Origin of the sequence: Streptomyces sp. NPDC102467 (genome assembly GCF_044765445.1) — a bacterium.
GTDB lineage: Bacteria > Actinomycetota > Actinomycetes > Streptomycetales > Streptomycetaceae > Streptomyces.
In genome coordinates this window covers 224,175-247,308 of the sequence record NZ_JBIWKA010000005.1, presented here as the reverse complement: position 1 = coordinate 247,308, position 23,134 = coordinate 224,175, and the positions used below count along the sequence as shown (strand labels likewise).

General features: G+C 70.2%; 17 protein-coding genes. 7 read left to right on the top strand and 10 right to left on the bottom strand.

Going from position 1 to position 23,134, the window contains the following annotated elements:
- Positions 1-53 precede the first annotated feature (53 nt).
- Positions 54-992, top strand: coding sequence for a DMT family transporter (locus ACIREE_RS12185; protein WP_404150046.1), 939 nt, complete (start codon positions 54-56; stop codon positions 990-992).
- 10 nt (positions 993-1,002) lie between these two features.
- On the opposite strand, the gene ACIREE_RS12180 is transcribed toward ACIREE_RS12185, so the two are convergent.
- Entirely contained in the window at positions 1,003-1,869 is an 867-nt protein-coding gene (locus tag ACIREE_RS12180) for an NAD(P)H-binding protein (protein WP_404150043.1), read from the bottom strand.
- A 111-nt stretch (positions 1,870-1,980) separates the two neighbouring features.
- Here ACIREE_RS12180 and ACIREE_RS12175 point away from each other — a divergent pair, with 111 nt between their 5' ends.
- Complete coding sequence (locus ACIREE_RS12175) at positions 1,981-2,676, top strand: TetR/AcrR family transcriptional regulator (protein ID WP_404150040.1); 696 nt, start codon at positions 1,981-1,983, stop codon at positions 2,674-2,676.
- Between the two features lie 48 nt (positions 2,677-2,724).
- Here the strand turns inward: ACIREE_RS12175 and ACIREE_RS12170 are convergent, their stop codons facing one another.
- From ACIREE_RS12170 to pulA, 4 genes are all read right to left on the bottom strand, one after another.
- Complete coding sequence (locus ACIREE_RS12170; protein ID WP_404150037.1) at positions 2,725-3,306, bottom strand: hydrolase; 582 nt, start codon at positions 3,304-3,306, stop codon at positions 2,725-2,727.
- A gap of 46 nt (positions 3,307-3,352) precedes the next feature.
- The gene (locus ACIREE_RS12165) at positions 3,353-4,663 is read right to left on the bottom strand and encodes an MFS transporter (protein WP_404150487.1); all 1,311 of its coding nucleotides are present in this window, start codon (positions 4,661-4,663) and stop codon (positions 3,353-3,355) included.
- Positions 4,664-4,737: 74 nt separating this feature from the next.
- Complete coding sequence (locus tag ACIREE_RS12160) at positions 4,738-5,214, bottom strand: MarR family transcriptional regulator (protein WP_404150034.1); 477 nt, start codon at positions 5,212-5,214, stop codon at positions 4,738-4,740.
- Positions 5,215-5,348: 134 nt separating this feature from the next.
- Positions 5,349-10,661, bottom strand: a complete 5,313-nt coding sequence (gene pulA, locus ACIREE_RS12155; protein ID WP_404150031.1) for a pullulanase-type alpha-1,6-glucosidase — start codon at positions 10,659-10,661, stop codon at positions 5,349-5,351.
- A 256-nt stretch (positions 10,662-10,917) separates the two neighbouring features.
- Here pulA and ACIREE_RS12150 point away from each other — a divergent pair, with 256 nt between their 5' ends.
- Positions 10,918-12,990: a carbohydrate-binding module family 20 domain-containing protein gene (locus ACIREE_RS12150; RefSeq protein WP_404150028.1), complete on the top strand. Its 2,073-nt coding sequence runs from the start codon at positions 10,918-10,920 to the stop codon at positions 12,988-12,990.
- A gap of 79 nt (positions 12,991-13,069) precedes the next feature.
- Here ACIREE_RS12150 and ACIREE_RS12145 read toward each other — a convergent pair whose 3' ends face one another.
- From ACIREE_RS12145 to ACIREE_RS12130, 4 genes are all read right to left on the bottom strand, one after another.
- Positions 13,070-14,731, bottom strand: a complete 1,662-nt coding sequence (locus tag ACIREE_RS12145) for a glycoside hydrolase family 13 protein (protein WP_404150026.1) — start codon at positions 14,729-14,731, stop codon at positions 13,070-13,072.
- Positions 14,732-14,783: 52 nt separating this feature from the next.
- On the bottom strand, positions 14,784-15,704 hold the full coding sequence (locus ACIREE_RS12140; RefSeq protein ID WP_404150024.1) for a sugar ABC transporter permease: 921 nt from the start codon (positions 15,702-15,704) through the stop codon (positions 14,784-14,786).
- A 19-nt stretch (positions 15,705-15,723) separates the two neighbouring features.
- Positions 15,724-16,716 carry a carbohydrate ABC transporter permease gene (locus tag ACIREE_RS12135; RefSeq protein ID WP_404150021.1) on the bottom strand — a complete coding sequence of 331 codons (993 nt, stop codon included), beginning with the start codon at positions 16,714-16,716 and terminating at the stop codon, positions 15,724-15,726.
- Between the two features lie 98 nt (positions 16,717-16,814).
- Positions 16,815-18,089 (bottom strand): extracellular solute-binding protein, encoded by a 1,275-nt coding sequence (locus tag ACIREE_RS12130; RefSeq protein ID WP_404150018.1) that lies wholly within the window; start codon positions 18,087-18,089, stop codon positions 16,815-16,817.
- Between the two features lie 389 nt (positions 18,090-18,478).
- Here ACIREE_RS12130 and ACIREE_RS12125 point away from each other — a divergent pair, with 389 nt between their 5' ends.
- Positions 18,479-19,522 (top strand): LacI family DNA-binding transcriptional regulator, encoded by a 1,044-nt coding sequence (locus tag ACIREE_RS12125; RefSeq protein WP_404150485.1) that lies wholly within the window; start codon positions 18,479-18,481, stop codon positions 19,520-19,522.
- Here the strand turns inward: ACIREE_RS12125 and sph are convergent.
- Complete coding sequence (gene sph / locus ACIREE_RS12120; protein ID WP_404150015.1) at positions 19,519-20,502, bottom strand: sphingomyelin phosphodiesterase; 984 nt, start codon at positions 20,500-20,502, stop codon at positions 19,519-19,521. The two genes, ACIREE_RS12125 and sph, sit on opposite strands and share 4 nt — an antisense overlap.
- Positions 20,503-20,756: 254 nt before the next feature.
- Here sph and ACIREE_RS12115 point away from each other — a divergent pair, with 254 nt between their 5' ends.
- The 3 genes from ACIREE_RS12115 to ACIREE_RS12105 all read left to right on the top strand — a co-directional run bounded on the left by ACIREE_RS12115 (position 20,757) and on the right by ACIREE_RS12105 (position 23,129).
- Positions 20,757-21,242 carry an Lrp/AsnC family transcriptional regulator gene (locus ACIREE_RS12115; RefSeq protein ID WP_404150012.1) on the top strand — a complete coding sequence of 162 codons (486 nt, stop codon included), beginning with the start codon at positions 20,757-20,759 and terminating at the stop codon, positions 21,240-21,242.
- A 43-nt stretch (positions 21,243-21,285) separates the two neighbouring features.
- Positions 21,286-22,005: an HAD family hydrolase gene (locus ACIREE_RS12110; protein ID WP_404150009.1), complete on the top strand. Its 720-nt coding sequence runs from the start codon at positions 21,286-21,288 to the stop codon at positions 22,003-22,005.
- A gap of 119 nt (positions 22,006-22,124) precedes the next feature.
- On the top strand, positions 22,125-23,129 hold the full coding sequence (locus ACIREE_RS12105; protein ID WP_404150006.1) for a Ppx/GppA family phosphatase: 1,005 nt from the start codon (positions 22,125-22,127) through the stop codon (positions 23,127-23,129).
- Positions 23,130-23,134: the final 5 nt, after the last annotated feature.

Sequence of the window (23,134 nt, the reverse complement as noted above, 5' to 3'; positions counted from 1 at the left end):
CACTGCGTCAACTATGGCCCCTCCTCCTCAAGTTCACGCCTACTGTTCACACTGTGCCCCTCTCCTCCCGTGCTCCGCGCCGCGCCCGCGCCGACGATGCCGGGGCCGTGCCGGAGCCCGGTTCCCACCGGATCGCGCTGCTCGCGGCGGTGCTCGTCGCGCTGCTCGCGGGGACGTGGCTGCTGTCCGGGGCCCTGGTCCGGGACACCGCACCGCTGCTGGTGGCGGCCGGGCGGACCGGTGTGTGCTGCGTGGTGCTCGCGGGGTTCGCGGCGGCGCGGGCTCAGGGGCGTGCCCGACTCCGGGCGCCACTGCGGCGACCGGGGATCCTCTCGCTGCTCGCGCTGCTCGGTTTCGCCGCGTACGCCGTCGGAACCCTGCTGGCCATTCCGCGGATCGGCACGTCCCTGACCAATCTCGTCGTCGCTCTGATGCCGTGCGCGTCGCTCGCCGTGGGCGCGCTGCTGTTCCGGCAGCGGGCCTCGCGACGGCAGGTGGCGGGCGCGGCCCTCGCCACGGTGGCGACCGGCGGGTACGCATTGGGGGCCGGCGGAGGCAAGGTCGATCCGGCCGGGCTGTTTCTCGCGCTCGCCGGGATGCTCGCGTTCGCGGCGTACGGCTTCCTCTACCGGCGCCGGTTGGGCGATCTCCCGCCGTCGGCCGCGCTGCCCGCGCTGCTCGGCGCGGCGACGCTGATGCTGCTGCCGTTCGCCGTGGCCACGGACGGGGCGACGGCCGCGCAGTGGGGTGGCATCGTGCTGCTCGGCGGTGTCGTCTACGCGCCCGCGTACCTCGTCCAGCACCGGCTGATCCTGCTGCGCGGGCCGGTGTTCACGGCGGCCGTGCAGCTGGCGGTGCCGTTCACGGTCCGGTTCGGATCATGGGCCCTGGGCACCGACGGGCCGCCGTCCGTGGCCGAACTCGCGCTGTTGCTCTGCGCGTTGGCGGGGATCGGCCTCGTCACGCTGCGGGCGCGTCCCGCCGCCGCGTAGAACCGCGCGGTCACCGAGCCGCGGTGATCGCCGCCTTCAGTACGTCGCGCAGGGGCGTCGGCGCGTGCCCGGTCAGGGACGCGAGCGCGGGGTCGACCGCCGCGAACTCCCCCTGGCGGCTGGCTTCGAACAGGCCGAGCAGCAGATCGGCCTGCTCCGCCGGCACCCCGTGCGCGAGGAGTCCCGCGCGGTACTCCTCATCGGGGACGACGACCCGTTCGACGGGGCGTCCGGCGATGTCCGAGGCGAGCGCCGCGACGTCGGCGAGGTCGAGGGAGTCGGCGCCGGTGAGCGCCGGACTCGGGCCGTCGAAGCGGCCCTCGTCGGCCAGCACCAGCGCGGCCGCCTCCGCCAGGTCGGCGTGGGCCGTCCAGGAGACCGGGCCGTCCTGCGGGGCGACGAGCCGCCCGGTGCGCACGGCGTCGCCGAGCAGCATGACGGCGGACGTCGCGTAGAAGCCGTTGCGCAGGGCCGTGTGGGCGACACCCGCGTCCCGCAGCGCCTGTTCGGTGGCGGCATGGTCGGGCATCGGCGGGAAGGGCGACTTCGGACTTGCGCCCATGTGGCTCGTGTAGAGGACGCGGCGGGCGCCCGCCGCCACGGCCGCGGAGATCGCCGCGCGGTGTCCGGCGACCGCGCTCTCGCCGGTGGAGTCGGCGGAGACGATCAGGACCTGCTCGGCCCCTTCGAAGGCGTGGGCGAGGCTCGCGGGCTCGGCGAAGTCGCCGCGGCGCACGCGTACGCCGCGCTCACTCAGCTGCCGCGCCTTGTCGGGAGTGCGGACGCTGACGCCGATGCGGTCGGCGGGGACCCGGCCGAGCAGCCGCTCGACGGTCTCCCGGCCGAGCTGACCGTTGGCTCCGGTAACGATGATCATGACGCCTCCAGGCGACGAGGGACGGAGAGTGACGCCGATAGCGTCGCTAACACCGCCAACGCTAGCACCGATAAATTATCGACGCTAACAGCACCCTGTTATCGTTGACATATGAGCACCGACGAAGGCGGCCCCCGCGCGCGGATCCTCGCGGCCACGACCAAGCTGCTGTCCGAGGGCGGCCAGGAGGCCGTGTCGACGCGGGCGGTCGGCGCGGCGGCCGGGGTGCAGGCCCCCACGATCTACCGGCTCTTCGGCGACAAACAGGGGCTGCTCGACGCGGCGGCAGCCGAGGGTTTCGCGGCGTATCTCAGCGACAAGACGGAGCTCGAACCGACCGACGACCCCGTCGCGGACCTGCGCGCGGGCTGGGATCTGCACCTCGAGTTCGGGCTCGCCAACCCGGCGCTGTATCTGCTCATGTTCGGCCGTGAGCGGCCCGGCACCACCCCGCCACCGGCCGCCGTGTCGGGTTTCGAGGTGCTCGCCACCCACATCCGCCGGATCGCCGAGGCAGGCCGGCTCCGGGTCACCGAAGAGCGCGCCGCGCAGCTCGTGCATGCCGCGGGCAGCGGGACGACCGTCGCTCTGATCAGCCAGGCAGAGGAGCGGCGCGACACGGAGTTGTCGGTCCTCGCGCGGGAGGCGGTCATCGCGGCGATCACCACCGACACTCCTGCGGCCGAGGCGCCGGGACCGGTCGGCGCGGCGGTCGCGCTGCGCGCGGCCCTGCCGGGGACCTCCGTGCTGAGCGAGGCGGAGCAGGTTCTGCTGCGCGAGTGGCTGGACCGGATCGCCCGGCAGTAGTGAGAGCGCGGACCCGGCCGGGTCCGCGCTCTCACTGTTCGGGGTGTCTCAGTGCCGCTCGGCGAGCACCTTCAGGACGTCGTCCGTCACGCCGGTCTCCCCCAGCCGCGGGAAGATCCGCTCGACGCTGCCGCGGTGGCCCTCGGCGTCCATGTCGGTCATGGCGTCCGTGGCGAGGGTGACGTGGTAGCCGTGCTCGTGGGCGGCGCGGGCGGTGGACTCGACACCGATGCTCGTGGCGACACCGGTCAGGACGACCTGGGTGACGCCGCGGCGGCGCAGCTGGAGGTCGAGGTCGGTGCCGTAGAACGCGGACCAGTTCCGCTTGGTGACGACGATGTCCTCGGGGTGGCCGGCGAGCGCGTCGACGACCTCGTCCCAGCCGGCGGGCCGGGTCGCGGCGCCGCTCGGCGTGTCCGTGCGGCCGGGCGTCGCGTCGGCGCCGTCGGCGGCAAAGGTGACGCGGACCAGGACGACGGGCAGGCCCTGGGCGCGGAAGGCGTCGGCGAGCCGCACCGTGCGCTCTAGGACATCGGCCGTGGAGTACGGCGCTCCGGGTATGCCCATGATGCCGTTCTGCAGGTCGACGACGACGAGCGCGGACGTGGGGTCGAGCGTGGTGACGGACATGAGGAAACACCTTTCCGACGTGCGGTGATAACGGAAGTCGTGAGGTCTACGCGTCCTGGCCGACGCGGCTCAGCGAGCGGTCGGCCAGACAGGCGACCAGGAAGAGCACGGCCACGGCTACCAGCAGCCAGGCCATGTCGTGCAGTCCGGCGCTGGTGGCCCCGGACCGGAAGAAGACGGCGTTCGCCGCTGAGGCGAGCAGCGCACCGAGGTAGGTGAAGGTGCGCAGGAGCCCGGAGGCGGAGCCCATACGGGCCGGGTCGGCCTGGGCGTACAGGGCGCTCTGGTTGGCGAGCCCGTTCAGGCCCTGGGGGATGCCGAAGAGCGCGCCGAGGACGATCAGGAGCCAGATCGGGCTGCCCGAGCCGAGGAGCAACAGGGCGGCGCAGCCCGCGACTTGAACGACGGCCCCGACGACGAGCTTGCCGCGCACCTGCGGGCGGCGTCCGGTGAGCGCGGTGACGACGATGGCCGCCAGGGACATCGGCAGCAGGAGCAGCCCGGCGTGCGGGGCGCTCAGGCCGCGCCCCTCCTGGAGCCACTGGGTGTAGCCGTACAGGAAGGCGTACGAGGTGATGTACGCGAGGAGCTGACGGCCGTAGGTGGCGAGCAGCGGGACGTTGCCGCCGAGGACACGCAGGTCGATGAAGGGTCCGTCGAGGGCCAGCTCCCGGCGCGCGAACCAGACGCCGCTCGCCGCTCCGATCACGGGCAGGTACCAGTGGCCGACGCCCGGGTCGGTCAGAAAGAGCATGAACGCGGTCAGCGACACCGCGAACAGGACCATGCCCGGCACGTCGGTACGGATATCGGAACGGGCGACCGCCGTCTTCGGCAGCCACAGCGCACCGAGGCCCAGACAGACCACCGACAGCGGCACATTGACCCCGAAGATCAGGTGCCAGCCGCCCGCACCGATCAGCAGGCCGCCGAGGGTCGGACCGATGACGGCGATGACCTGTGCGGAGATCGACAGCGCGGCCAGGATGCCGCTGGGACTCTTCAGCCCGGTGCGGTCGGACTCGGCGCGCAGCAACGACATGGACGCCGGGTAGGCGGCGGACGTGCCGAAGCCGAGCAGGACCCGCGACGCCACGAGCACCCACAGGTTCGGGGCCAGCATGCCCAGCAGGCCGCCGACTCCCACCAGCGCGGTTCCCGCGAGGTAGAGGCGGCGCGGGCCGAACGCGTCGACGAGCCGACCGATGACGGGCTGGCCGACGGCGGTGGCCAGATAGAGGCCCGTGACGAGCCAGGCGGTCTGCGCCGGCGGGGCTCCGAAAGCCCGCCCGATGGGGATGAGGGCGACCGCGAGCATCGAGGAGTTGATGGGGTTCAGGACCGAACCCAGCACCATGGGGACGACGAGACGGCGGTCGAATCCGGTCGGGTCGGCCGTGCGCGCGCCGCGGATGCGCTCGGCGAGCCGGATCACGCCTCGGTCACCTCGTCTATCAGCTTCATGGCCGTGATGACGGCCCGCAGTTGCTCCTCGGTGCCGTGCTCCTGCAAGGCCCGCGCGAGCCACTCCTGACGGGCCCGGCGCACGCCCTGGCCGCGCTCGCGCCCCGGCCGGGTGAGCGAGACGAGCTGGCGGCGCCCGTCGTCGGGGTCCTGACGGCGCTCGACGAAGCCGGCCTGCTCGAGCGAGATGACGACCTTGGCCATGGACTGCGGCCGTACGTTCTCGACGACGGCCAGCTCGCTGGCGGTCGCGGCCCCGATCTTGTCGAGCCGGGCGAGCACGGAGGCCTGGGCCGGGGAGAGGTCCGCCTCCCCCTCGTGGCCCGCGAGCCCTTCGATGTTCTCCAGTGACCGCAGCTTGCGGCGCAGACGGGGGAACATCACCCAGATCTCCCCGGCCGCCTGGGCGGCTACCGAAGAGAGCGGTTCTTCGTTCTCGGACATGTTTCCACTGTAGATCGACAGCCTGAGCTGTGCAATCTGGGCTGTGCAACCTGGACTGTCTTTATTGTCGCGCCACGCAGCGCGTGCCCAGGCGCCCCCGCCTCGCACACCGGCGGGGGCACCGTCGCACGGGGTCACTTGTGCTGGAACACCGCCACCGTACGGGCGGGCACCTCGAAGGATCCCGAACTCGCCTTGTAGGTAGCCGCCTTGACGACGTCGTCCGATCCGCCGGACTGCGTCGGGTGCAGCCTGTACGCGGACCCGGCGAGCGCCGTGACCGTCTGGCTCTGTCGCTGCGGGGTCGCGTTGAGCACGATCACGAGGTCACCGAGGCGCATGGTGATGACGCCCGGCGTCTCGTCCTTGCCGGAGAGCGGGAAGGAGAGCTCCTTCTGTACCTGGTCGGCGGTGGCCAGGTGGAAGGCCGGCTCGGCCGTGCGGATCTTCAGGAGGTCCTGGTACGCGGCGGACGTCCCGTTGATGGTGGCGCAGCCGGGTACCGGGACCGACGTCAACAGAGGTTTCGCATAGGGCCACTTGGCCTGGTTGTCGGCGGCGGGCGGCAGGCCCCGGCCGAAGCCGTTGCCCGCCCGGCAGTCCCAGTGGACGGCGTTGAACCAGTCACCGCTGTCGAACGAGTTGCGGTCCAAGGACTTGGACCGCAGCAGATCGGTGCCCGCCTGCGACAGGGCCGGGCCCTGCGAGAGCGCGGCCGTGGCCATCGCGAGGACCTGCATGCGCGAGCGGTCCGCCACGCTCGTCGTCACGGGCAGCTTGTACGTCAACGCGTCGTACAGGGACTCGTTGTCGTGGGCGTCCGCGTAGGCGAGGGCGTCGCCGGGGGCGTCCGCGTATCCGGCGGGCGCGCCGTTGTAGTCGACGCCGGAGCCCTTCACCTTCTTCCCGTCGCTGTCGGTGAACTCGTAGGCCGCGAGGTTGCCCGACAGGCCCACCTTGATGAGGTCCTGGTAGTGCAGCAGGCGCGCCTTCTGTTCGGCCGATGTGCCGTTCGCCGTCGAGGAGTTGGGGTCGGTGTAGAGGCCGGAGGCGAAGCCCTGCACGCCCGGGTCCTCGTCGAAGGGGCTGCCGCCGCGCACGGCGTCGCGCGCCCGGTCGGAGAAGGTGGCGATGCCGGTGCCCGCCATGTTCTTCTGCGTGGCCTGCACGAAGCGGGCGTCGTCGGCGATCTCACCGAAGTTCCACCCCTCCCCGTAGAGGATGATCTTCTCTCCGTCGACCCCGTCCTTCTTGACGGTGAGTGCGTCGAGGGCCTTCCTGACGGCGAGGATGTTGGCCTTGGGGTGGTGCCCCATCAAGTCGAAGCGGAAGCCGTCGACCTTGTACTCCTTGGCCCAGGTGACGATCGAGTCGACGACGAGCTTGCCCATCATGGTGTTCTCGGGCGCGGTGTTGGCGCAGCACGTGGAGTTCGCGACGGAGCCGTCCTCCATGAGCCGCTGGTAGTAGCCCGGCACGATCCGGTCGAGCACGGACGTCTTGTCCTGCCCGGCGGCCGCCGTGTGGTTGTACACGACGTCCATGACGACGCGCAGTCCGTCCTCGTTGAGGGACTTGACCATCTGCCGGAACTCGACAGTGCGCCGGGTGCCGTCCGGGTCGGTGGCGTACGAGCCCTCCGGCACGGTGTAGTGGTACGGGTCGTAGCCCCAGTTGAAGGCGTCCTTGGCGGCCGTCTTCGTCACACACTCCTGCTGTTGGTCGCTGTCGGCGGCGTACGACGTCAAATCGCAATCGGGCGTTGCCTGTTCGGACCTCTTCTCAGGGATGGTGGCGATGTCGAAGGCCGGCAGCAGATGCACGTACGAGGTGCCGGAGGCGGCCAGCTCGCGCAGGTGCTTCGAGCCGTCGCTGTTCTTGTCGGTGAAGGCGCGGTAAGTACCGCGGTCCTTCGCGGGTGTCGTGCTGTCGGCCACCGAGAAGTCACGGATGTGCAGTTCCTGGATCTGCGCGTCCTTCATGGCGGCGGCTTTGGGCTTGGCCAGAGCCGACCAGCCCTCCGGGGCGAGTGCCGCGTCGTCCAGGTCGACGACGAGGCTGCGCTCCGAGTTCGCGGTGAGGGCAACCGAGTACGGGTCGGTCACCTTGTTCGTGACGAGTTTCCGGACGCTCGGCGCCCAGACGGTCACGGCGTAGCGGTACTGCTCGCCGCGCCAGGCCGCCGCGGAACCGGTGACGGACCACACGCCGCTCGCGGCGTCCCGGCGCATCGCCCGTTCCCTGCCGCCCAGTTCGAGGCGTACGTCCCGCGCGGTCGGTGCCCACACGGACAGGGTGACCTTGCCGCCCTTGAACACCGGCCCCAGGGACGCCTGCGCCGCGGCGCCCGCGTACACGTCGTCCAGGGCACCGGGGAGCTGCACGCCGGTGGCCGCGAGCAGGGCCCCGTTCGCCGCGCGCTGCGTCGCGAGCAGCTGCCCGCGGAGCGCCGCACGCACCCGGTCGCGGTCGCGGGGGTCGACGGTGAACGCCGGATAGTCCTTCAAGTGCGGGTACTTGGCCTTCTGCGCGTCGGTCAGCGCACCCGGGTTCAGCCGCAGCCAGTGGCCCTCGCTGCTCAGCGCCCCGTCCTGGACGGTGATGCCGCCTTCGGGGGCGTAGACGAGCTGCTGGCTGGTGGCGGCGGTGGCCGTCACCTTCCAGACGACGGTGTCGGCGTCGATCCACTGCGCCTTCGCCGCGGACAGGTCCAGGTCCGCTCCCGAACCGACGGACGGAAGAAGGTAGTTGGCCTCCCCGGAGGTGAGCCAGACCTCCTTGCCGTACGTGGCGAAGTCGAGGGCACGGTCGGTGGCGATGTCCTTCTCATCGCCCTTGTGCAGGATGTAGTTCAGGGACGTCGCGCCATCGGCGAGCGGCACCTCGAAGATCAGGCCGTAGGCGTCCTTCCCTGTGGGCTGGACCGGCTTGGCCCAGTCGGTGGGGGTCGCGGCGCCCGTCCAGGTGTGCAGCCCCCAGCCGTCGTAGTCGCCGTCGGCGCGGTGGACGTGGACGACGGCCTTCTTCTCGTCCTGCGGCGGGTAGACGCCGTCGGGGCGCGTCGTCGCCTGACCGTCCTTGCCCTGTTCGACCCAGACCTCGCCGGTCTTCGCCAGGTCGACGGTGCGCTGCGGTCCGTCGGCGGCGTCGCCGTTCTCGATGGTGTACGTCAGTGAGCTCGCGCCGTCCGGGACCTTCACCCAGGCGAAGGCTCCATAGGCGTCGCGCCCGCTGAACTTGCCTGTCTGATCACCGGACTTGAGGGCGGAGCCGTCATAGTCGCCGTTCGTGCGCTTGTAATGGACCACGGCGTAGTCGCGGTCGACAGCGGTGGGCTTCTCGGGCGCGGGCGGCTGCCCGGCCGTCGAGTCGGCGAGCGTGCTCGTCGTGCGTCCGGCGCGGTCCACCACAACTGCCTTGTACCGCAGCGGCGTTCCCGCGGACACGGTGTCCGGCAGGTACTGGGTGATCCGGTACGGGGCGTGGTCGACGGAGCCGAGCGTGCGCCACGCCCCGTTCCCGACCTGCGCGGCGAAGACCACGCGGGCGGACGCGCTGTCCCCCGGGTCCGCGGACAGGGTGACCGTGCCGGTCGCCCCCGCGGCCGGGGCCTTCAGCGACAGCGTGGGCTCGGCGGCCGGCGCGGGAAGCTTCTTCTCGGCGCGCAGGACGAGCGACGACAGGGCCGGGACGGTGACCTCGATATGTCCGCCGGACGCCCTGACCGTGCCCGAACCCCCGTACAGGGCACGGTATTTCGTGGAGTCCGCGGCCAGCTGGACGGTCTTTGCCTCGTCGGCGTTGTTGACCGCCACGACGTAGTCGCGGTCGGCGCCGGTGCGCGAAAAGGCGTACACCGAGCCCTTGGCGTACAGCTCACGCTGCGCGCCGTCGGCGAGCGCCGGGTTGTCCTTGCGGAGCTTCGAGAGCGCGGCGATCGCTGTGAACAGCGGATGCGTGGTGTCGTACGCGTCGTCGGCGTGCGTGCGGTCGGTGCCGAGTTCGTCGTCGTCGAGGTAGTCGGCGACCTTCGAGGCGAACATCGTCTGCCGGGCGTCCTTGTCGCCGCCGGGGCCGGTGAAGCCCTGCTCGTCGCCGTAGTAGACGACAGGGTTGCCGCGCGACAGGAACATCACCTCGTTGGCGAGCTTGTCGCGTCGCAGCAGCTCGGCGTCGGAGGCCTTGGGGTTGTCGGCTTTCAGGAAGGAGCCGATGCGGCCCATGTCGTGGTTGCCGAGGAACGTGACCTGCTCGTAGGCGTTGGCCTGGTCGGTGGCGTACTTGTAGTCGTCCGCGAAGACCTTGGCGAGCTTGTCGGCCGACGCGCCCTGCGAGGCGTAGGCGCGGGCCGCGTCCTGGAACGGGAAGTCGAGTGTCGCGTCGAGGCGGCCTCGCGTGACGTACGGGGAGGTGACGTCGGTGTCGGCGGAGTACACCTCGCCGAACATGAAGAAGTCGTCCCGGCCGTGCCGGGCGGCGTACGTGTCGAGGGCTGTGGCCCACTGGGTCCAGAAGGCCAGGTCGACGTGTTTGGTGGTGTCGATGCGGAAGCCGTCGACGGCGAAGTCCCGCACCCACTTCTCGTAGATGTCCTCCATGCCCTTGACGACCTCGGGCCGCTCGGTCCACAGGTCGTCGAGCCCGGAGAAGTCGCCGTACGTGGTCGACTCGCCCTCCCAGGTCGAGTCGCCGCGGTTGTGGTACATGGTCGGGTCGTTGAGCCAGGCCGGAACCATCTCGCCCGTGTTCTCCGGCGTGTACGGGAAGGAGTCCGCGTCGACCTTCGCCATACCCTTGCTGTCATCGAAGGGACGGCCCTCGGTGTCGAGGTACGGATAGGCGCCTTTGAGGCGGTAGTTGTACGTCTTCTCGGTGTAGTCGACGGTGTCGGCGGTGTGGTTCGTGATGACGTCGAAGAAGACCTTCATGCCCTTGCCGTGGGCCTTGGAGATGAGGGTCTTCAGGTCGGCGTTGGTGCCGAAGTGCGGGTCGACCTGGGTGAAGTCGGTGATCCAGTACCCGTGGTAGCCGGCCGAGGCGCTCTCGCCGGTGCCCTGCACCGGCTTGTTCTTGAAGATCGGCGCCAGCCATATCGCGGTGGTGCCGAGATCCTTGATGTAGTCGAGCCGCTTGGCCAGCCCCTTGAGGTCGCCGCCTTGGTAGAAGCCCTTGTCGGTGGGGTCGTAGCCGGTCGCGAGGCGCGAACCGGTCAGACCGCCCTTGTCGTTGGACGCGTCACCGTTCGCGAAGCGGTCGGGAAGGACGAAGTAGTACTGCTCGCGGGTCAGGTCATGGCGCGCGGGCTCGGCGGCCAGCTTCGCGTCGGACGGCGGCGCGGGCGGTGCCGCGGCGCGGGCCGCGAGCGGCTGGGCCAGGGTCAGGAGCAGCGCGGCGGCCGCGGTGCACGCGGCGGCCCGTCTGCGCGGGATGGAACGGCTGCGGCTCAAGGCGGAACTCCTCGCGGAAACAGGGCTCTTGGAGTGCGTGGATCCGGGCGCGAGGTCGTGTCCGGCCTGGGCGGCACCGGTCCGCCGCGTGACGGTATCGCTTGCAGGAACTTTGCTGCAAGAGTTCTGCAATCATCAGCAAGAACTTTCAACCAAGTTATTGACGCGGCCTTCTCGGCTCCCCCACGCTCACGGTGCGCTGCCCGTCCCACAGCCATCGCGGACGGGATGGAATCCCCACATTCAGGAGCCGCACATGCGCCCGTTCCCCACCCGGTCACCCGGGAGAAGCCGCCGCACCGCCACCGCGCTCGCCGTCGGAGCCCTGACGCTCGGCGGCGTCGTCGCCTTGCCCGCACAGAGCGCGACCGCCGCCGACGCGGGCGTCAAGAACGGCGACGTGATCGCCAACCTGTGGTCATGGAACTGGAAGTCGGTCGCCAAGGAGTGCACCGACGTCCTCGACCCGGCCGGCTACGGCGCCGTCCAGGTCGCACCGCCCGAGGAGTCCCTCAAGCAGGCCAACTACTTCTGGTGGGACGTCTACCAGCCCTACTCGTACAGCCTGGACAGCCGGTTCGGCAGTGCGGGTGACTTCAAGTCCATGGTCGACACCTGTCACGCGGCGGGCGTCGAGGTCTACACGGACGCCGTCATCAACCACACGGCCGCGCAGACCGGCACCGGCTACGCGGGCACCACCATCAGCAACAAGTACGACACCCCCGACTACGATCCGGCCGACAGCGACGACTGCACGAAGACCATCTCCAACTGGTCGGACCAGCACGAGGTGCAGCACTGCGAGCTGCTCGGCCTGCCCGACCTGGACACCTCCGAGTCCGGCGTGCGCTCGAAGATCGTGGGCTTCCTGAACAAGCAGATCGACCTCGGCGTCGACGGCTTCCGCGTGGACGCCGCCAAGCACATCGAAACGGCCGACATGAACGCCATCGTGGGCGCGCTGCACACCACGACGGCGGGCGACGCCCCGTACATCACCCAGGAGATCTACCCGGGCAACCCGCCCGCCGTGAGCGACTACTACAACAGCGGCGACGTCCTCGACTTCACGTACGCGGCCGCCATGAAGTCCCAGTTCGGCGGCGGAGACATCGCCAACCTGTCTTCATTCGGCAGTAGTTGGGGCCTGGCGAACGAGGCGAACTCCAACACGTTCGTCACCAACCACGACACCGAGCGCAACGGCTACACGCTCAGCTACAAGGACGGCGCGACGGCGGTGCTCGCCAACGTGTTCCAGCTGGCGCGCGGGTACGGCCGCCCGTCGGTCTACGCGGCCTGGAACTTCGGCCAGAGCGACGAGGCGCCCCCGAACAACGCCGGTTTCGTCACCGACACGAACTGCTCCTCCGGCTGGTCCTGCCTGGACCGGGACACCGCCGTCTCCGGAATGATCGCCTGGCACAACGCGGTCGCGGGCGCCGGCGTCGTGAACTGGCAGTCGCCTGCCTCGAACGTGATCGGCTTCGGCCGGGGCAGCGGCGGCTTCGTCGCCCTGAACAACTCGTCGTCGGCGAACACCCACACGTACACGACGGGCCTCGCGGACGGCACGTACAAGAACGTGATCGACGGCGGCGCCACCTCGGTCACCGTCTCCGGCGGCAAGGCCGCGCTCACCGTCCCGGCGAAGGGTGCGGTCGCGTTCTACGACGGCTCGTACGTCTGCACCGTCAACTGCGGTGGCGACGACGGTGGTTCGGGCGGCGGCTCCACCGTCACCGCCTCCTTCAACGAGTACGCGTCGACGACCCCCGGCAGCGATGTCTACGTCGTCGGCTCGACCACGGCCCTCGGCTCGTGGAACACGGCCAACGCGGTGAAGCTGTCCGCCGGCGGCTACCCGATATGGAAGAAGGACATCGCCGTACCCGCCGCGTCCTCGATCGCGTACAAGTACCTGAAGAAGGACTCCTCCGGGAACGTCACCTGGGAGTCGAACGCCAACCGGACGCTGACGACGGGTACGGCGTCGGCCGAGGTGAACAACAGCTGGAACGTGGCGAACGCCGACGCCACCGACGTCAGGTTCACGGAGAACGCGACGACCGCCACCGGCACGAACGTCTACGTCGTCGGGTCGCTCCCCTCGCTCGGCTCCTGGAACCCGGCCGACGCGATCCCGCTGTCGTCGGCCTCGTACCCCTCCTGGGGGCGGTCGGTCATCGTCCCCAAGGGCACGGCGTTCACGTACAAGTACCTGAAGAAGGACGCGTCGGGGAACGTGACCTGGGAGTCCGGTGCCAACCGGTCCTACACGACGGGGTCGGGCAGCGGCTACACGGCGAGCGACACCTGGAAGTAGCGCCGCGGGCATCACGAAAGGTGTGAAGAAGGGGGCCGGCGCGAACCGGCCCCCTTCTTCATGTGTCACCCCGTATGTGTCACACCGTCTCCCACCACACAGTGGTGTCGGCGGGCAGCTCAATGGCACCGTCCTCGACCGACACCGGTCCGGAGGCCAGCAGCACCCTGCCGGGCGCGGTGAGGCGGACGGCGGCGCCGGTCGTGTTGACCGTGCACGCGAACCCGGGCCGCTCGAAGAAGAGCAGCCCCCCGGGGACGTCGTCGCGCCAGGTCACACTGGAACCGGCGCCGAGCCCCGGCAGCGCGCGGCGCAGCGCGAACGCGGAGCGGTACAGCTCCAGGGTGGAGTCCGCGTCGCCGGTCTGCGCCTCCACGCTGAGGGAGCCCCAGCTGTCGGGCTGCGGGAGCCAGCTGCCGCCGTCACCGAAGCCGTACGAGGAACCGCCCCTGGTCCACGGGATCGGCACCCGGCAGCCGTCGCGGAATCCGTCCTGGCCCTGTGCGCGGAAGAACGACGGGTCCTGGCGCACCTCGTCGGGCAGGTCGGTGACGTCGGGCAGGCCGAGCTCCTCGCCCTGGTAGACGTACGCGGAGCCGGGCAGCGCCAGCATGAGCAGGGTCGCGGCGCGGGCGCGGCGCAGGCCGAGCGCGCGGTCGCCGGGGGTGCGGATCTGGGTGCCGCCCGGCGGGTTGGCGTAGCGGGTGGCGTGCCGGGTCACGTCGTGGTTGGACAGCACCCAGGTGGCGGGCGCGCCGACGGGCCGCATCGCGTCGAGGGTGCTGTCGATGATGGCCCGGAGTTCGGCCGCCTCCCAAGGGGCGGACAGGTACTGGAAGTTGAAGGCCTGGTGCAGCTCGTCGGGGCGCACGTAGTTGGCGGTGCGCTCGACGGTCGGGGTCCACGCCTCGGCGACGAAGACCTTGTCGCCGTCGTACTCGTCGAGGATCGTGCGCCACGAGCGGTAGATCTCGTGGACGCCGTCCTGGTCGAAGAAGGGCATGACGTCGTTGCCGAGCAGCTTCAGCTGCTCGTGCGAGCCGAGATCCGGCAGGCCGTCGGCCTTGACCAGACCGTGAGCGACGTCGATACGGAAACCGTCGACGCCCATGTCGAGCCAGAAGCGCAGAATCGAGCGGAACTCGTCGGCGACGGCCGGGTGCTCCCAGTTGAAGTCGGGCTGCTCGGGCGCGAACAGGTGGAGGTACCACTCGCCGTCCGGCAGCCGCGTCCAGGCAGGGCCGCCGAAGATGGACTCCCAGTCGTTGGGCGGGAGTTCACCGCTCGCGCCCTTGCCGGGGCGGAAGTGGTAGCGGTCGCGCAGCGGCGATCCGGGGCCCTCCGCGACGGCACGCTTGAACCACTCGTGCTGGTCGGAGGAGTGGTTCGGTACGAGGTCGACGATGACGCGCAGGCCGAGCCCGTGCGCGTCGCGGATCACCCCGTCGGCGTCGAGGAGCGTGCCGTACATGGGGTCGACGGCCCGGTAGTCGGCGACGTCGTAGCCGCCGTCGGCCTGCGGGGAGGCGTAGAACGGCGAGAGCCACACCGCGTCGACACCGAGGTCGCGCAGGTAGGGCAGTCGGCGGCGGACGCCCGCGAGGTCGCCGGTGCCGTCGCCGTCGCTGTCGGCGAAGCTGCGCGGGTAGACCTGGTAGATGACCGCGTCGCGCCACCAGTCGGTGGTCTCACGCGTCGTGGTGGCGAACGCCGGGGACTCGTCGGTGGAGTGCTGAGTCATGGTGTCCTTGCTGCGTAAAGGAGCCGGCAACTGATCGATGTTCGAATGGGTTTCAGCCCTTGGTGCCGCCTGCCGTCAGGCCGGTGACCAGGTGCTTCTGGACAAGGTAGAAGAAGGCGGTGACAGGGATGGCGATCAACACCGCGGTGGCGGCCATGAGGTTCCACTGCGCGTCGTGCTCGCTGATGAAGCTCTGCAGGCCGACCGCGAACGTGTACTTCGAGTCGTCGAGCAGGAACGTGGAGGCGAACGCGACCTCGGCGAACGCGGTGATGAACGCGTAGAACGCGGCAACCGCGATGCCGGGTTTGGCCAGCGGCAGGATCAGCCGCCAGAAGGTACCGAACGGCGAGAGCCCGTCGATGCGGCCCGCCTCGTCGATGTCGACCGGCACGGTGTCGAAGTAGCCCTTCATCAGCCAGGTGCAATACGGCACGATCGTCGTGCAGTTGACCAGGATGAGGCCTACGTAGCTGTCGATGAGGCCGAGTTCGGAGAAGATCTCGTACATCGGCACGATCAGGACGGCGATGGGGAACGCCTGGGTGAGCAGCAGCACCCACATCAGCGGGCGGTAGCCGGGAAAGCGCATCCGCGAGACCGCGTAGCCGGTGGTCGCCGCGAACAGCACGCCGATCACGGTGGTGCCGAGCGCGACGACCAGCGTCGACTTCATCCAGTCGAAGAAGCCGGTGTGCTGCAGCACGTACGCGTAGTTGTCGAGCGTCGCCTTGCCCGCGATGCCGCCCGGGTGCAGGTAGTCGTCCTTGTCAGGGCCTGCCGACAGGTAGACCAGCCACACGATGGGGAACAGGGCGATCAGGCTCGCGACGGTGAGGACACCGTGCGACAGGGCGCTCGCCAGCGGCCCGCGCTCGCCGCGCCGACGCACCCGGCGCTCACCCTTCTTGGCGACCGGCGGTGTGGCGCGCTGGGCGGGGACCTTCGAGGCGGAGGCGGTCGTGGTGCTCATGGTGGTGGCTCCTGCGGCGTCAGACGGCGAGCTGCTCATTGCGCCTCAACCAGCGGTAGTAGAAGGACGTGAAGACGGTGAGGATCGACAGGAGCAGCACGCCGTACGCGGCGGACTGGGCGAAGTCGCGCGGCTGCTGCCCGAAGCCCAGGCGGTAGGCCCAGGTCACGAGGATCTGCGCGTCCGGCGCGGTGTTGCCGAACAGCAGGAAGATGATCGCGAACTGGTTGAACGTCCAGATCACGCCGAGCAGGACGACCGTCGAGCTGACCGAGCGCAGGCCGGGCAGGGTGATGTGGCGGAACTGCTGCCAGGCGCTCGCGCCGTCCATCTCCGCGGCCTCGTACAGGGAGCCGTCGATGGACTGCAGGCCGCCGAGCAGCGAGATCATCATGAACGGCACGCCGCACCAGGTGTTGACCAGGACCGCGGCGGCCTTCTGGAAGAACGGGTCCTCCAGCCAGGACGGCTGTGGCAGGTGCAGGGAGCCGAGGAAGGAGTTGATGATCCCGGAGTCGGCGAGCATGATCCGCCACGCGAAGACGGTGACGAACGTGGGCACCGCCCACGGCAGGATCAGCATCAGCCGGTAGAAGGTGCGGCCGCGCATCTTCTGGTTGAGCAGCAGGGCGAGGCCGAGCCCGATGCCGTAGTGCAGGGCGACGCAGAGCGCCGTCCAGACGATGGTCCAGATGAAGTGCGACCAGAAGCGGTCGTAGGAGGCCGGGCCCCACAGGATGTCGGCGTAGTTGTCGAGGCCGACGAACTTGTAGGTGGCGTCGATGTGGTTGACGCCGATGGTCCGGGCGGAGTTCAGGCTGTTCGCGTCGGTGAGCGTCAGGTAGAAGCCCCGCAGCAACGGGTAGCCGACGAGTACGCCGAGGACGACGACGACCGGGGCGATCATCACGTACGCGTACCAGTACTTGCGGTACGAGTCCTTCAGGCGCCGGATCGGTCCTGGGCGCGGCTCACGGCTTTTGGCAGCCGGTCGGTCGACGGCGATGGTCATGGCGGAGCACCTTCTGATCAGGTCGACGCCGGTCCGCGCCCTCCCCTCCGGGGCGCGAACCGGCCGAACTACAAGGCCGAACTATCCGGCCGATGGCGTCACTTGCTGAAGTCGGGCACAAGCTTGGCGAACGAGGTCTCCAGGCCGGTCAGGCCCGCGTCCAGGGACTCCTTGCCGGTGGCGATCTTCGGCAGTTCCTGATCCATCGGCGTCCACAGCGAGCTGTACTCGGGAAGCTCGGGACGCGGCTGGGCGGCGGTCAGCACCTTCTGGTAGCCGGCGATACCCGGGTCGGCGGTGACCTTCGCGGTGTACGCGTCCGCGCGCGTGGGCAGCGTCGAGTTCTTCAGGGCGATCTGTTCCTGCGTCTTCGCCGACGTCATCCACTGCACGAACTTCAGCGACGCGCTCTGGTGCGCCTTGTCGGAGCCCGCGTACACGGACAGGTTGTGGCCGCCCGTCGGGGCGCCCGCCTTGCCGGTGGAGCCGGCCGGAACCGTGGCGATACCGAGGTTCGTCCTGTCCTTGAACGCGGAGCCCTTGTAGAAGTTCGTGATCTCCCACGGGCCCTGGATGGTCGAGGCGGCCTTGCCGTTGACGAACGCGTCCTGGATGTGCGCGTACGCGTCGGCGGTGACATCGGCCTTGTGCAGGCCCTTGCCGTCGAAGAGGCCCTGCCAGGCGGTGAGGCCCTTCTTGGCCTCGGCGGAAGCGATGGTGATCTTCTTGCCGGCGGCGTCGACGGTGTCGGTGCCCTCGCCCATCAGGAACGGCTCGGCGTAGTAGCCGGCCGCGGAGCCCCAGTAGCCGTCGACGCCGGTCTTGTCCTTGACCTTGGCCGCGTCCGCCTTCAGCTCCGCCCAGGTGGTGGGCGCCTTGGTGATGCCCGCCTTCTTGAACAGCGCCTTGTTGTAGACGAAGGCGAGGGTGTCGGTGACCAGCGGGACACCGTAGGTCTTGCCCTCGAACTGGGCCTGCTTGATCAGGCTCGCCTGGAACTTGTCCTGGTCCGCGAGGGCCTCGGTGCCGTCCAGCGGCAGCAGGTAGCTCTTCTTCGCGAACGCGGGGGTCCAGCCGACCTCGGCGCGCAGCACGTCCGGGGCGCCGCTGGCGCCTGCCGCGGTGTCGAACTTGTTCTGCGCCTGGTCGAAGGGCACGTTGACGTACTTGACCTTGATGTCGGGGTTGGCCTTCTCGAAGTCCTTGACCAACGCCTTGTACGTGGGCGCCTCGTTGGTGGCGTTCGACGTGTCCCACCACGTGATGGCGACCGGGCCCGACGCCTTGCCGCCGTCGTCGTCGCTACCGCCACAGGCCGTCGCCGCGAGTGCGAGGGACGCCACCACCGCGGTGGCCGCTATGCCACGCCGCATGAGATCTCCTAGAGGGTGAATGCCCGTGAGTGGTCGAGGAGCGGTCCCGTCCGCTCCTCTGGCCTACTTGCCGACCGCGCCGTCGCCGCCGCCGGGCGACGTGAACGTAACAGCGCAGCAAGCTGGGCGAAAGACCTTGCAGCAAAAAATTGCAGCCATGGTGGCGAGTTATCGCTTCGTGACCCATAAAGGACGGCCGAATGTGGGGAGTTCTGTCCAACTATTAACCGCTTTGCAGGCTTGCAAGGGCCTGCAAGGTCTTGCCACGCAGGGGGGAGGCAGGGATCATCAAGACTCTTGCCATCAGGTGCCATCAGGATGTCCCCCCAAGGAGTGCGATGACGCAGCTGCCCGCACAGGCTGCCCGGCGACCGGCCCAGTCCCCACCCGTGACCGCCCGCCTCGCCGACATCGCGGCACAGGCGGGCGTCAGCGAGGCGACGGTCAGCCGGGTCCTCAACGGCAAGCCGGGCGTCGCGTCAGCCACCCGCCAGTCGGTGCTCGCCGCCCTGGACGTGCTCGGCTATGAACGGCCCGTGCGGCTGCGGCGGCGCAGCGAAGGGCTCGTCGGCCTGATCACCCCGGAGCTGGAGAACCCGATCTTCCCGGCGCTCGCCCAGACCATCGGGCAGGCGCTGACCCGCCAGGGCTACACACCGGTCCTGGCCACCCAGACCCCCGGCGGCTCCACCGAGGACGAGCTCACCGAGATGCTCGTCGACCGGGGCGTCAGCGCCATCATCTACGTCTCCGGGCTGCACGCCGACACCACCGCGGACACCCAGCGCTACGAGCAACTGCGCGCACAGGGCGTGCCGTTCGTGCTCGTCGACGGGTTCTCGCCGAAGGTGCAGGCGCCGTTCATCTCGCCGGACGACCGGGCCGCGATGCAGCTGGCCGTCACGCACCTCGCGTCACTGGGCCACGACCGGATCGGGCTCGCGCTCGGCCCGAAGCGGTTCGTGCCGGTACTGCGGAAGATCGAGGGCTTCGTGCGCTCGATGCAGGAGCGCTTCGGCCTCTCCCCCGACGAGATCGAGCGCGACCTCGTCCAGCACTCCCTCTACACCTTGGAGGGCGGCCAGGCCGCGGCGTCCGATCTGATGGACCGCGGGTGCACGGCGATCGTCTGCGCCAGCGACATGATGGCGCTCGGCGCGATCCGGGCGGCCCGGCAGCGCGGGCTCGAGGTCCCGGACGACGTCTCGGTGGTCGGCTTCGACGACTCCCCGCTGATCGCGTTCACCGATCCGCCGCTGACCACGGTGCGCAAGCCCGTGCAGGCCATGGGTCAGGCGGCGGTCCGCGCGGTCCTGGAGGAGATCGGCGGCACACCCGCGCCGCACACGGAGTTCGTGTTCATGCCCGAACTGGTGGTCCGCGGCTCCACGGCGTCGGGCCCCGGGGTCACCGGCAGGCGCACCGGGATCTAGCCGGCCGAGGCCACCACCGGGTAGTGGTCGGAGAGGTCGGTGTAGGTGTAGTCCGTGCCCCAACTCCGCACGGTCCAGGGCGCGCTGTGCTCCGGGACGACCTCGTTGGTCCACCGGGCGGGCCGTGCGTGGCCCTTCTTGTACAGGACGTGGTCGAGGTCCTCGCGCGGGTCATCGGGGTACCGGTAACGGGCGACGGAGTTCTCCTGCGTGTCGAAGGAGTAGGCGTGCCCCGTACGGGCGTCGGCGGGGGTGAGTCCGGCGTCGGCGAGCATCGAACCGTACTCGGCGCCGTGCGAGTCGACGTTCATGTCCCCGGCCACGAGCACCGGTTCCGCGGCGGGAATGTCCTGGTCGGCGAGGAAGGTGTCGATCGCCCGGAACTGCTTGCCGCGGTCGGCCTGCGCCTCGCCGTCGCCGCAGCCGGAGTCCGTCGACTGCGTGTGCGTGCCGACCACGTGCACCTTCGTACCGCCGACATCCAGGACGGCGTACAGGAAGCCCTTGTTGGACCAGCTGTCCGAGCCGCACGCGTCCGCGTAGATGTACTGCTCCTCGCGCAGAATCGGCCACTTGCTGAGGAGGGTGACACCGCCGTCCTCCGGCGTGACGGCGGAGTACGCGCCGTGGGTGGCGTCCCAGCCGCCCGTACCGCGTCCGACGACGGGCGTCTGGTACGGGTAGGCGGTGGCCGCCGCGCTCTTCAGCGCGTCGGAGGAGGAGTTGTCGAAGGCCTCCTGAAGGACGACGACGTCGTTGCCCTGGAAGAAGGCGGCCCGGGGAATCGCCTTGGCCCGCTGCTCCTGCCCCCAGTTGGGGTAGAGGTTCCGGCTCATCAGGAAGGTGTTGTACGAGAGGACCCGCAGCGCCGGTACCGGCTCGGCGGCGCTCGCGCCCGGCGCCCCGACGGCGACACCGACGAGGGCGAGGGCCGCGGTGAGGGCGGCGCGGGGCAGACGGGACAGCGGGGCAGGCGGCACGGGGACTCCGGACGGGACGTAGCGAGTGGGGTGACTCGGGTCGGGCTGCTCGGGATGGGCAACCCGAGTTGACCTACCCCGCCAGGCGTACTCGAGTCGGCGTACAGCAGAACATCGCGGAACACTCCGGCACCGTGCGGTCGGGCACAGGTCACTGGCCCTCACGGGCGACCGGTTCGCGCAGGGGCGCCGGAATTGGGCCATGGGTACAGTCGGCACGATCACCCGAACCGTCGAAGGAGGACGAACCGCCCATGGCCGTGGACCAGCTCGACACCAGGATCCTGCGTCTGCTCCTGGAACAGCCGCGGACCAGCGTGCGCGAGTACGCCCGGATCCTCGGCGTCGCCCGCGGCACCCTGCAAGCGCGGCTCGACCGGCTCGAACGGGACGGTGTGATCACCGGCGTGGCCCCTTCCCTCTCCCCCGCGGCCCTCGGCCACCCGGTGCTCGCCTTCGTGCACATCGAGGTGACGCAGGGCCACCTGGGCGAGGTCGGGGACGCCCTCGCCCAGGTTCCGGAGATCATCGAGGCGCACTCCACCACCGGCGGCGGCGATCTGCTGGCCCGCGTCGCCGCGCGCGACGCCGGTCATCTGGAGGACGTGGTCCAGCAGCTCAACCGGCTGCCCGGCGTGGTCCGCACCCGTACCGAGGTGGCCCTGCGCGAGCGGGTCCCGCACCGGCTGCTGCCGCTGGTCGAGGCGATCGGCAGGGCGGCGGCCGCGGATCGCGGGTGAGCGGGACCGTGCCGGCGGCAGCCGGTCCTGCATGCTGAGAGACATGAACGCCCCGCACAACGACTCCCCGTACCGCTTCGGCGACACGGCGGTCGTCTTCGACCTCGACGGCACCCTCGTCGACAGCGAACCGAACTACTTCAAGGCGTCCCTCGGCACCCTGGCCCGCTACGGCGTCACGGACTTCACGTGGGCCGACCACGAGACGTACGTCGGGATCTCGACCCTGGAGACCATCGGGATCTGGAAACGGAAGTACGGCATCGAGGCCCCGGCCCCCGACCTCCTCGACGACCTGAACTCCCGCTATCTCGACCTGGCCCGCGCCGACACCCATGTCTTCCCGCAGATGCGGCTGTTCGTGGAACGGCTGCACGCGGCGGGCGTACGGATGATCGTGGCGTCGGGTTCGTCACCGGAGGCCATCGAGTCGATCCTCACCGGCACCGGTCTCGGGGCACAGCTGACGCGGTACGTGTCGGCGGACGAGGTCGAGCGGGGCAAGCCCGCCCCGGACGTGTTCCTGGAGGCGGCGCGGCGCCTCGCCGTCGCCCCGGCGCACTGTGTGGTCCTGGAGGACGCGGCGCCGGGCGCTGCCGCGGCACACGCGGCGGGCATGCGCTGCATCGCGCTGCCGTACGTCGCGGCGCAGGCGGACGATCCCGCGTTCACCACGGTGGACCTGCTGTTCAAGGGCGGCCAGGAGGAATTCACGGCGCGGGCCGCGTGCGAGTGGCTCGAACGGTCGGCTCCGTCTCTCTGATGCTGTTCCCGACACCGGTTCCGATGCCGGGACGGGACGCGTCACGAAACTGGTTGCTTTGCGCAATGAACGCGCCAAGACGTCTTTGATCTGCGTTTTTTTCGGGTAGTCGAACGATCATGCGGATCAGTGTGGTGGATGTCGGATCGAACACGGTGCGTCTCGCGATCGCGGACGCGCGCAACGGCGCACCGCTGCCGGTGCACACGGCGAAGCGCCGATTGCGGCTGTCCGAGGAGGTCGACGGCGACCGAAGACTCGGGCCGCACGCCGTGGAGCGGATCGTCGAGGCGGTCGCGGACGCGTACGCGGAGGCCGAACGGTGGGGCAGCGACGAGCCGTTCGCCTTCGCCACGGCCATCGTGCGTGACGCGCCCAACCGCGACGAGGTGCTGCGCGCCGTGGAGGAGGGCACGGGGGCACGGCTGCGGGTGCTGCCCGGCGAGGTGGAGGCCGAGCTGACGTTTCTCGCGGCGCGCCGCTGGATGGGCTGGCGCGCCGGCCCCCTCGGCGTCCTCGACATCGGTGGCGGCACGCTCGAAGTCGCCTTCGGGCGTGGGCGGTTGCCGGACTTCGCGATCTCGCTGCCGCTCGGCGCCCGGCGGCTGACCCGCGACCACCTGCCCGGCGAGGAAGCGCCCACGGATGCGGAACTCAAGGAGCTGCGCCGTCATGTGCGGCACCAGCTGAGGGACGTCGCGGCGCGGGTCCGCTGGGAGGGGCCGGTCACGATGGCCGCCACATCCCGTACGTTCACGCAGCTGGCCCGGTTGTGCGGGGCACCGGCCGGCCGGCACGGCCCGTTCGTCGGCCGGGCGCTCACCCGCAAGGCGCTGCGCTCGGCCGTCGGGGAGCTGGCGGCTCTGCCCGCCGCACGCCGGGCCGAACTGCCCGGCATCTCGGCTCCGCGCGCGGCCCAGTCCCTGGCCGGCGCGCTCGTCGGTCACACGGCGATGAAGCTGATGAACCTCAGCGAACTCACCATCTGCCCCTGGGCGATCCGGGAAGGCATCCTGCTGCGCCGCATCGAGGGCGACACGGACTGGTGGGCCGGGGAGACCGCCACCCTCACCCCGCCGCAGCCCGCGACCGGGGCGAAGCTACGCCTCGCGACGCCCCGCTGAGGGCG

Bases quoted from the DNA above. Each gene is read 5' to 3' on its own strand.
- ACIREE_RS12180 (WP_404150043.1), bottom strand. From the start codon at position 1,869: ATGATCATCGTTACCGGAGCCAACGGTCAGCTCGGCCGGGAGACCGTC.
- ACIREE_RS12175 (WP_404150040.1), top strand. From the start codon at position 1,981: ATGAGCACCGACGAAGGCGGCCCCCGCGCGCGGATCCTCGCGGCCACG.
- ACIREE_RS12170 (WP_404150037.1), bottom strand. From the start codon at position 3,306: ATGTCCGTCACCACGCTCGACCCCACGTCCGCGCTCGTCGTCGTCGAC.
- ACIREE_RS12165 (WP_404150487.1), bottom strand. From the start codon at position 4,663: ATGGTGCTGGGTTCGGTCCTGAACCCCATCAACTCCTCGATGCTCGCG.
- ACIREE_RS12160 (WP_404150034.1), bottom strand. From the start codon at position 5,214: ATGTCCGAGAACGAAGAACCGCTCTCTTCGGTAGCCGCCCAGGCGGCC.
- ACIREE_RS12150 (WP_404150028.1), top strand. From the start codon at position 10,918: ATGCGCCCGTTCCCCACCCGGTCACCCGGGAGAAGCCGCCGCACCGCC.
- ACIREE_RS12145 (WP_404150026.1), bottom strand. From the start codon at position 14,731: ATGACTCAGCACTCCACCGACGAGTCCCCGGCGTTCGCCACCACGACG.
- ACIREE_RS12140 (WP_404150024.1), bottom strand. From the start codon at position 15,704: ATGAGCACCACGACCGCCTCCGCCTCGAAGGTCCCCGCCCAGCGCGCC.
- ACIREE_RS12135 (WP_404150021.1), bottom strand. From the start codon at position 16,716: ATGACCATCGCCGTCGACCGACCGGCTGCCAAAAGCCGTGAGCCGCGC.
- ACIREE_RS12130 (WP_404150018.1), bottom strand. From the start codon at position 18,089: ATGCGGCGTGGCATAGCGGCCACCGCGGTGGTGGCGTCCCTCGCACTC.
- ACIREE_RS12115 (WP_404150012.1), top strand. From the start codon at position 20,757: ATGGCCGTGGACCAGCTCGACACCAGGATCCTGCGTCTGCTCCTGGAA.
- ACIREE_RS12110 (WP_404150009.1), top strand. From the start codon at position 21,286: ATGAACGCCCCGCACAACGACTCCCCGTACCGCTTCGGCGACACGGCG.
- ACIREE_RS12105 (WP_404150006.1), top strand. From the start codon at position 22,125: ATGCGGATCAGTGTGGTGGATGTCGGATCGAACACGGTGCGTCTCGCG.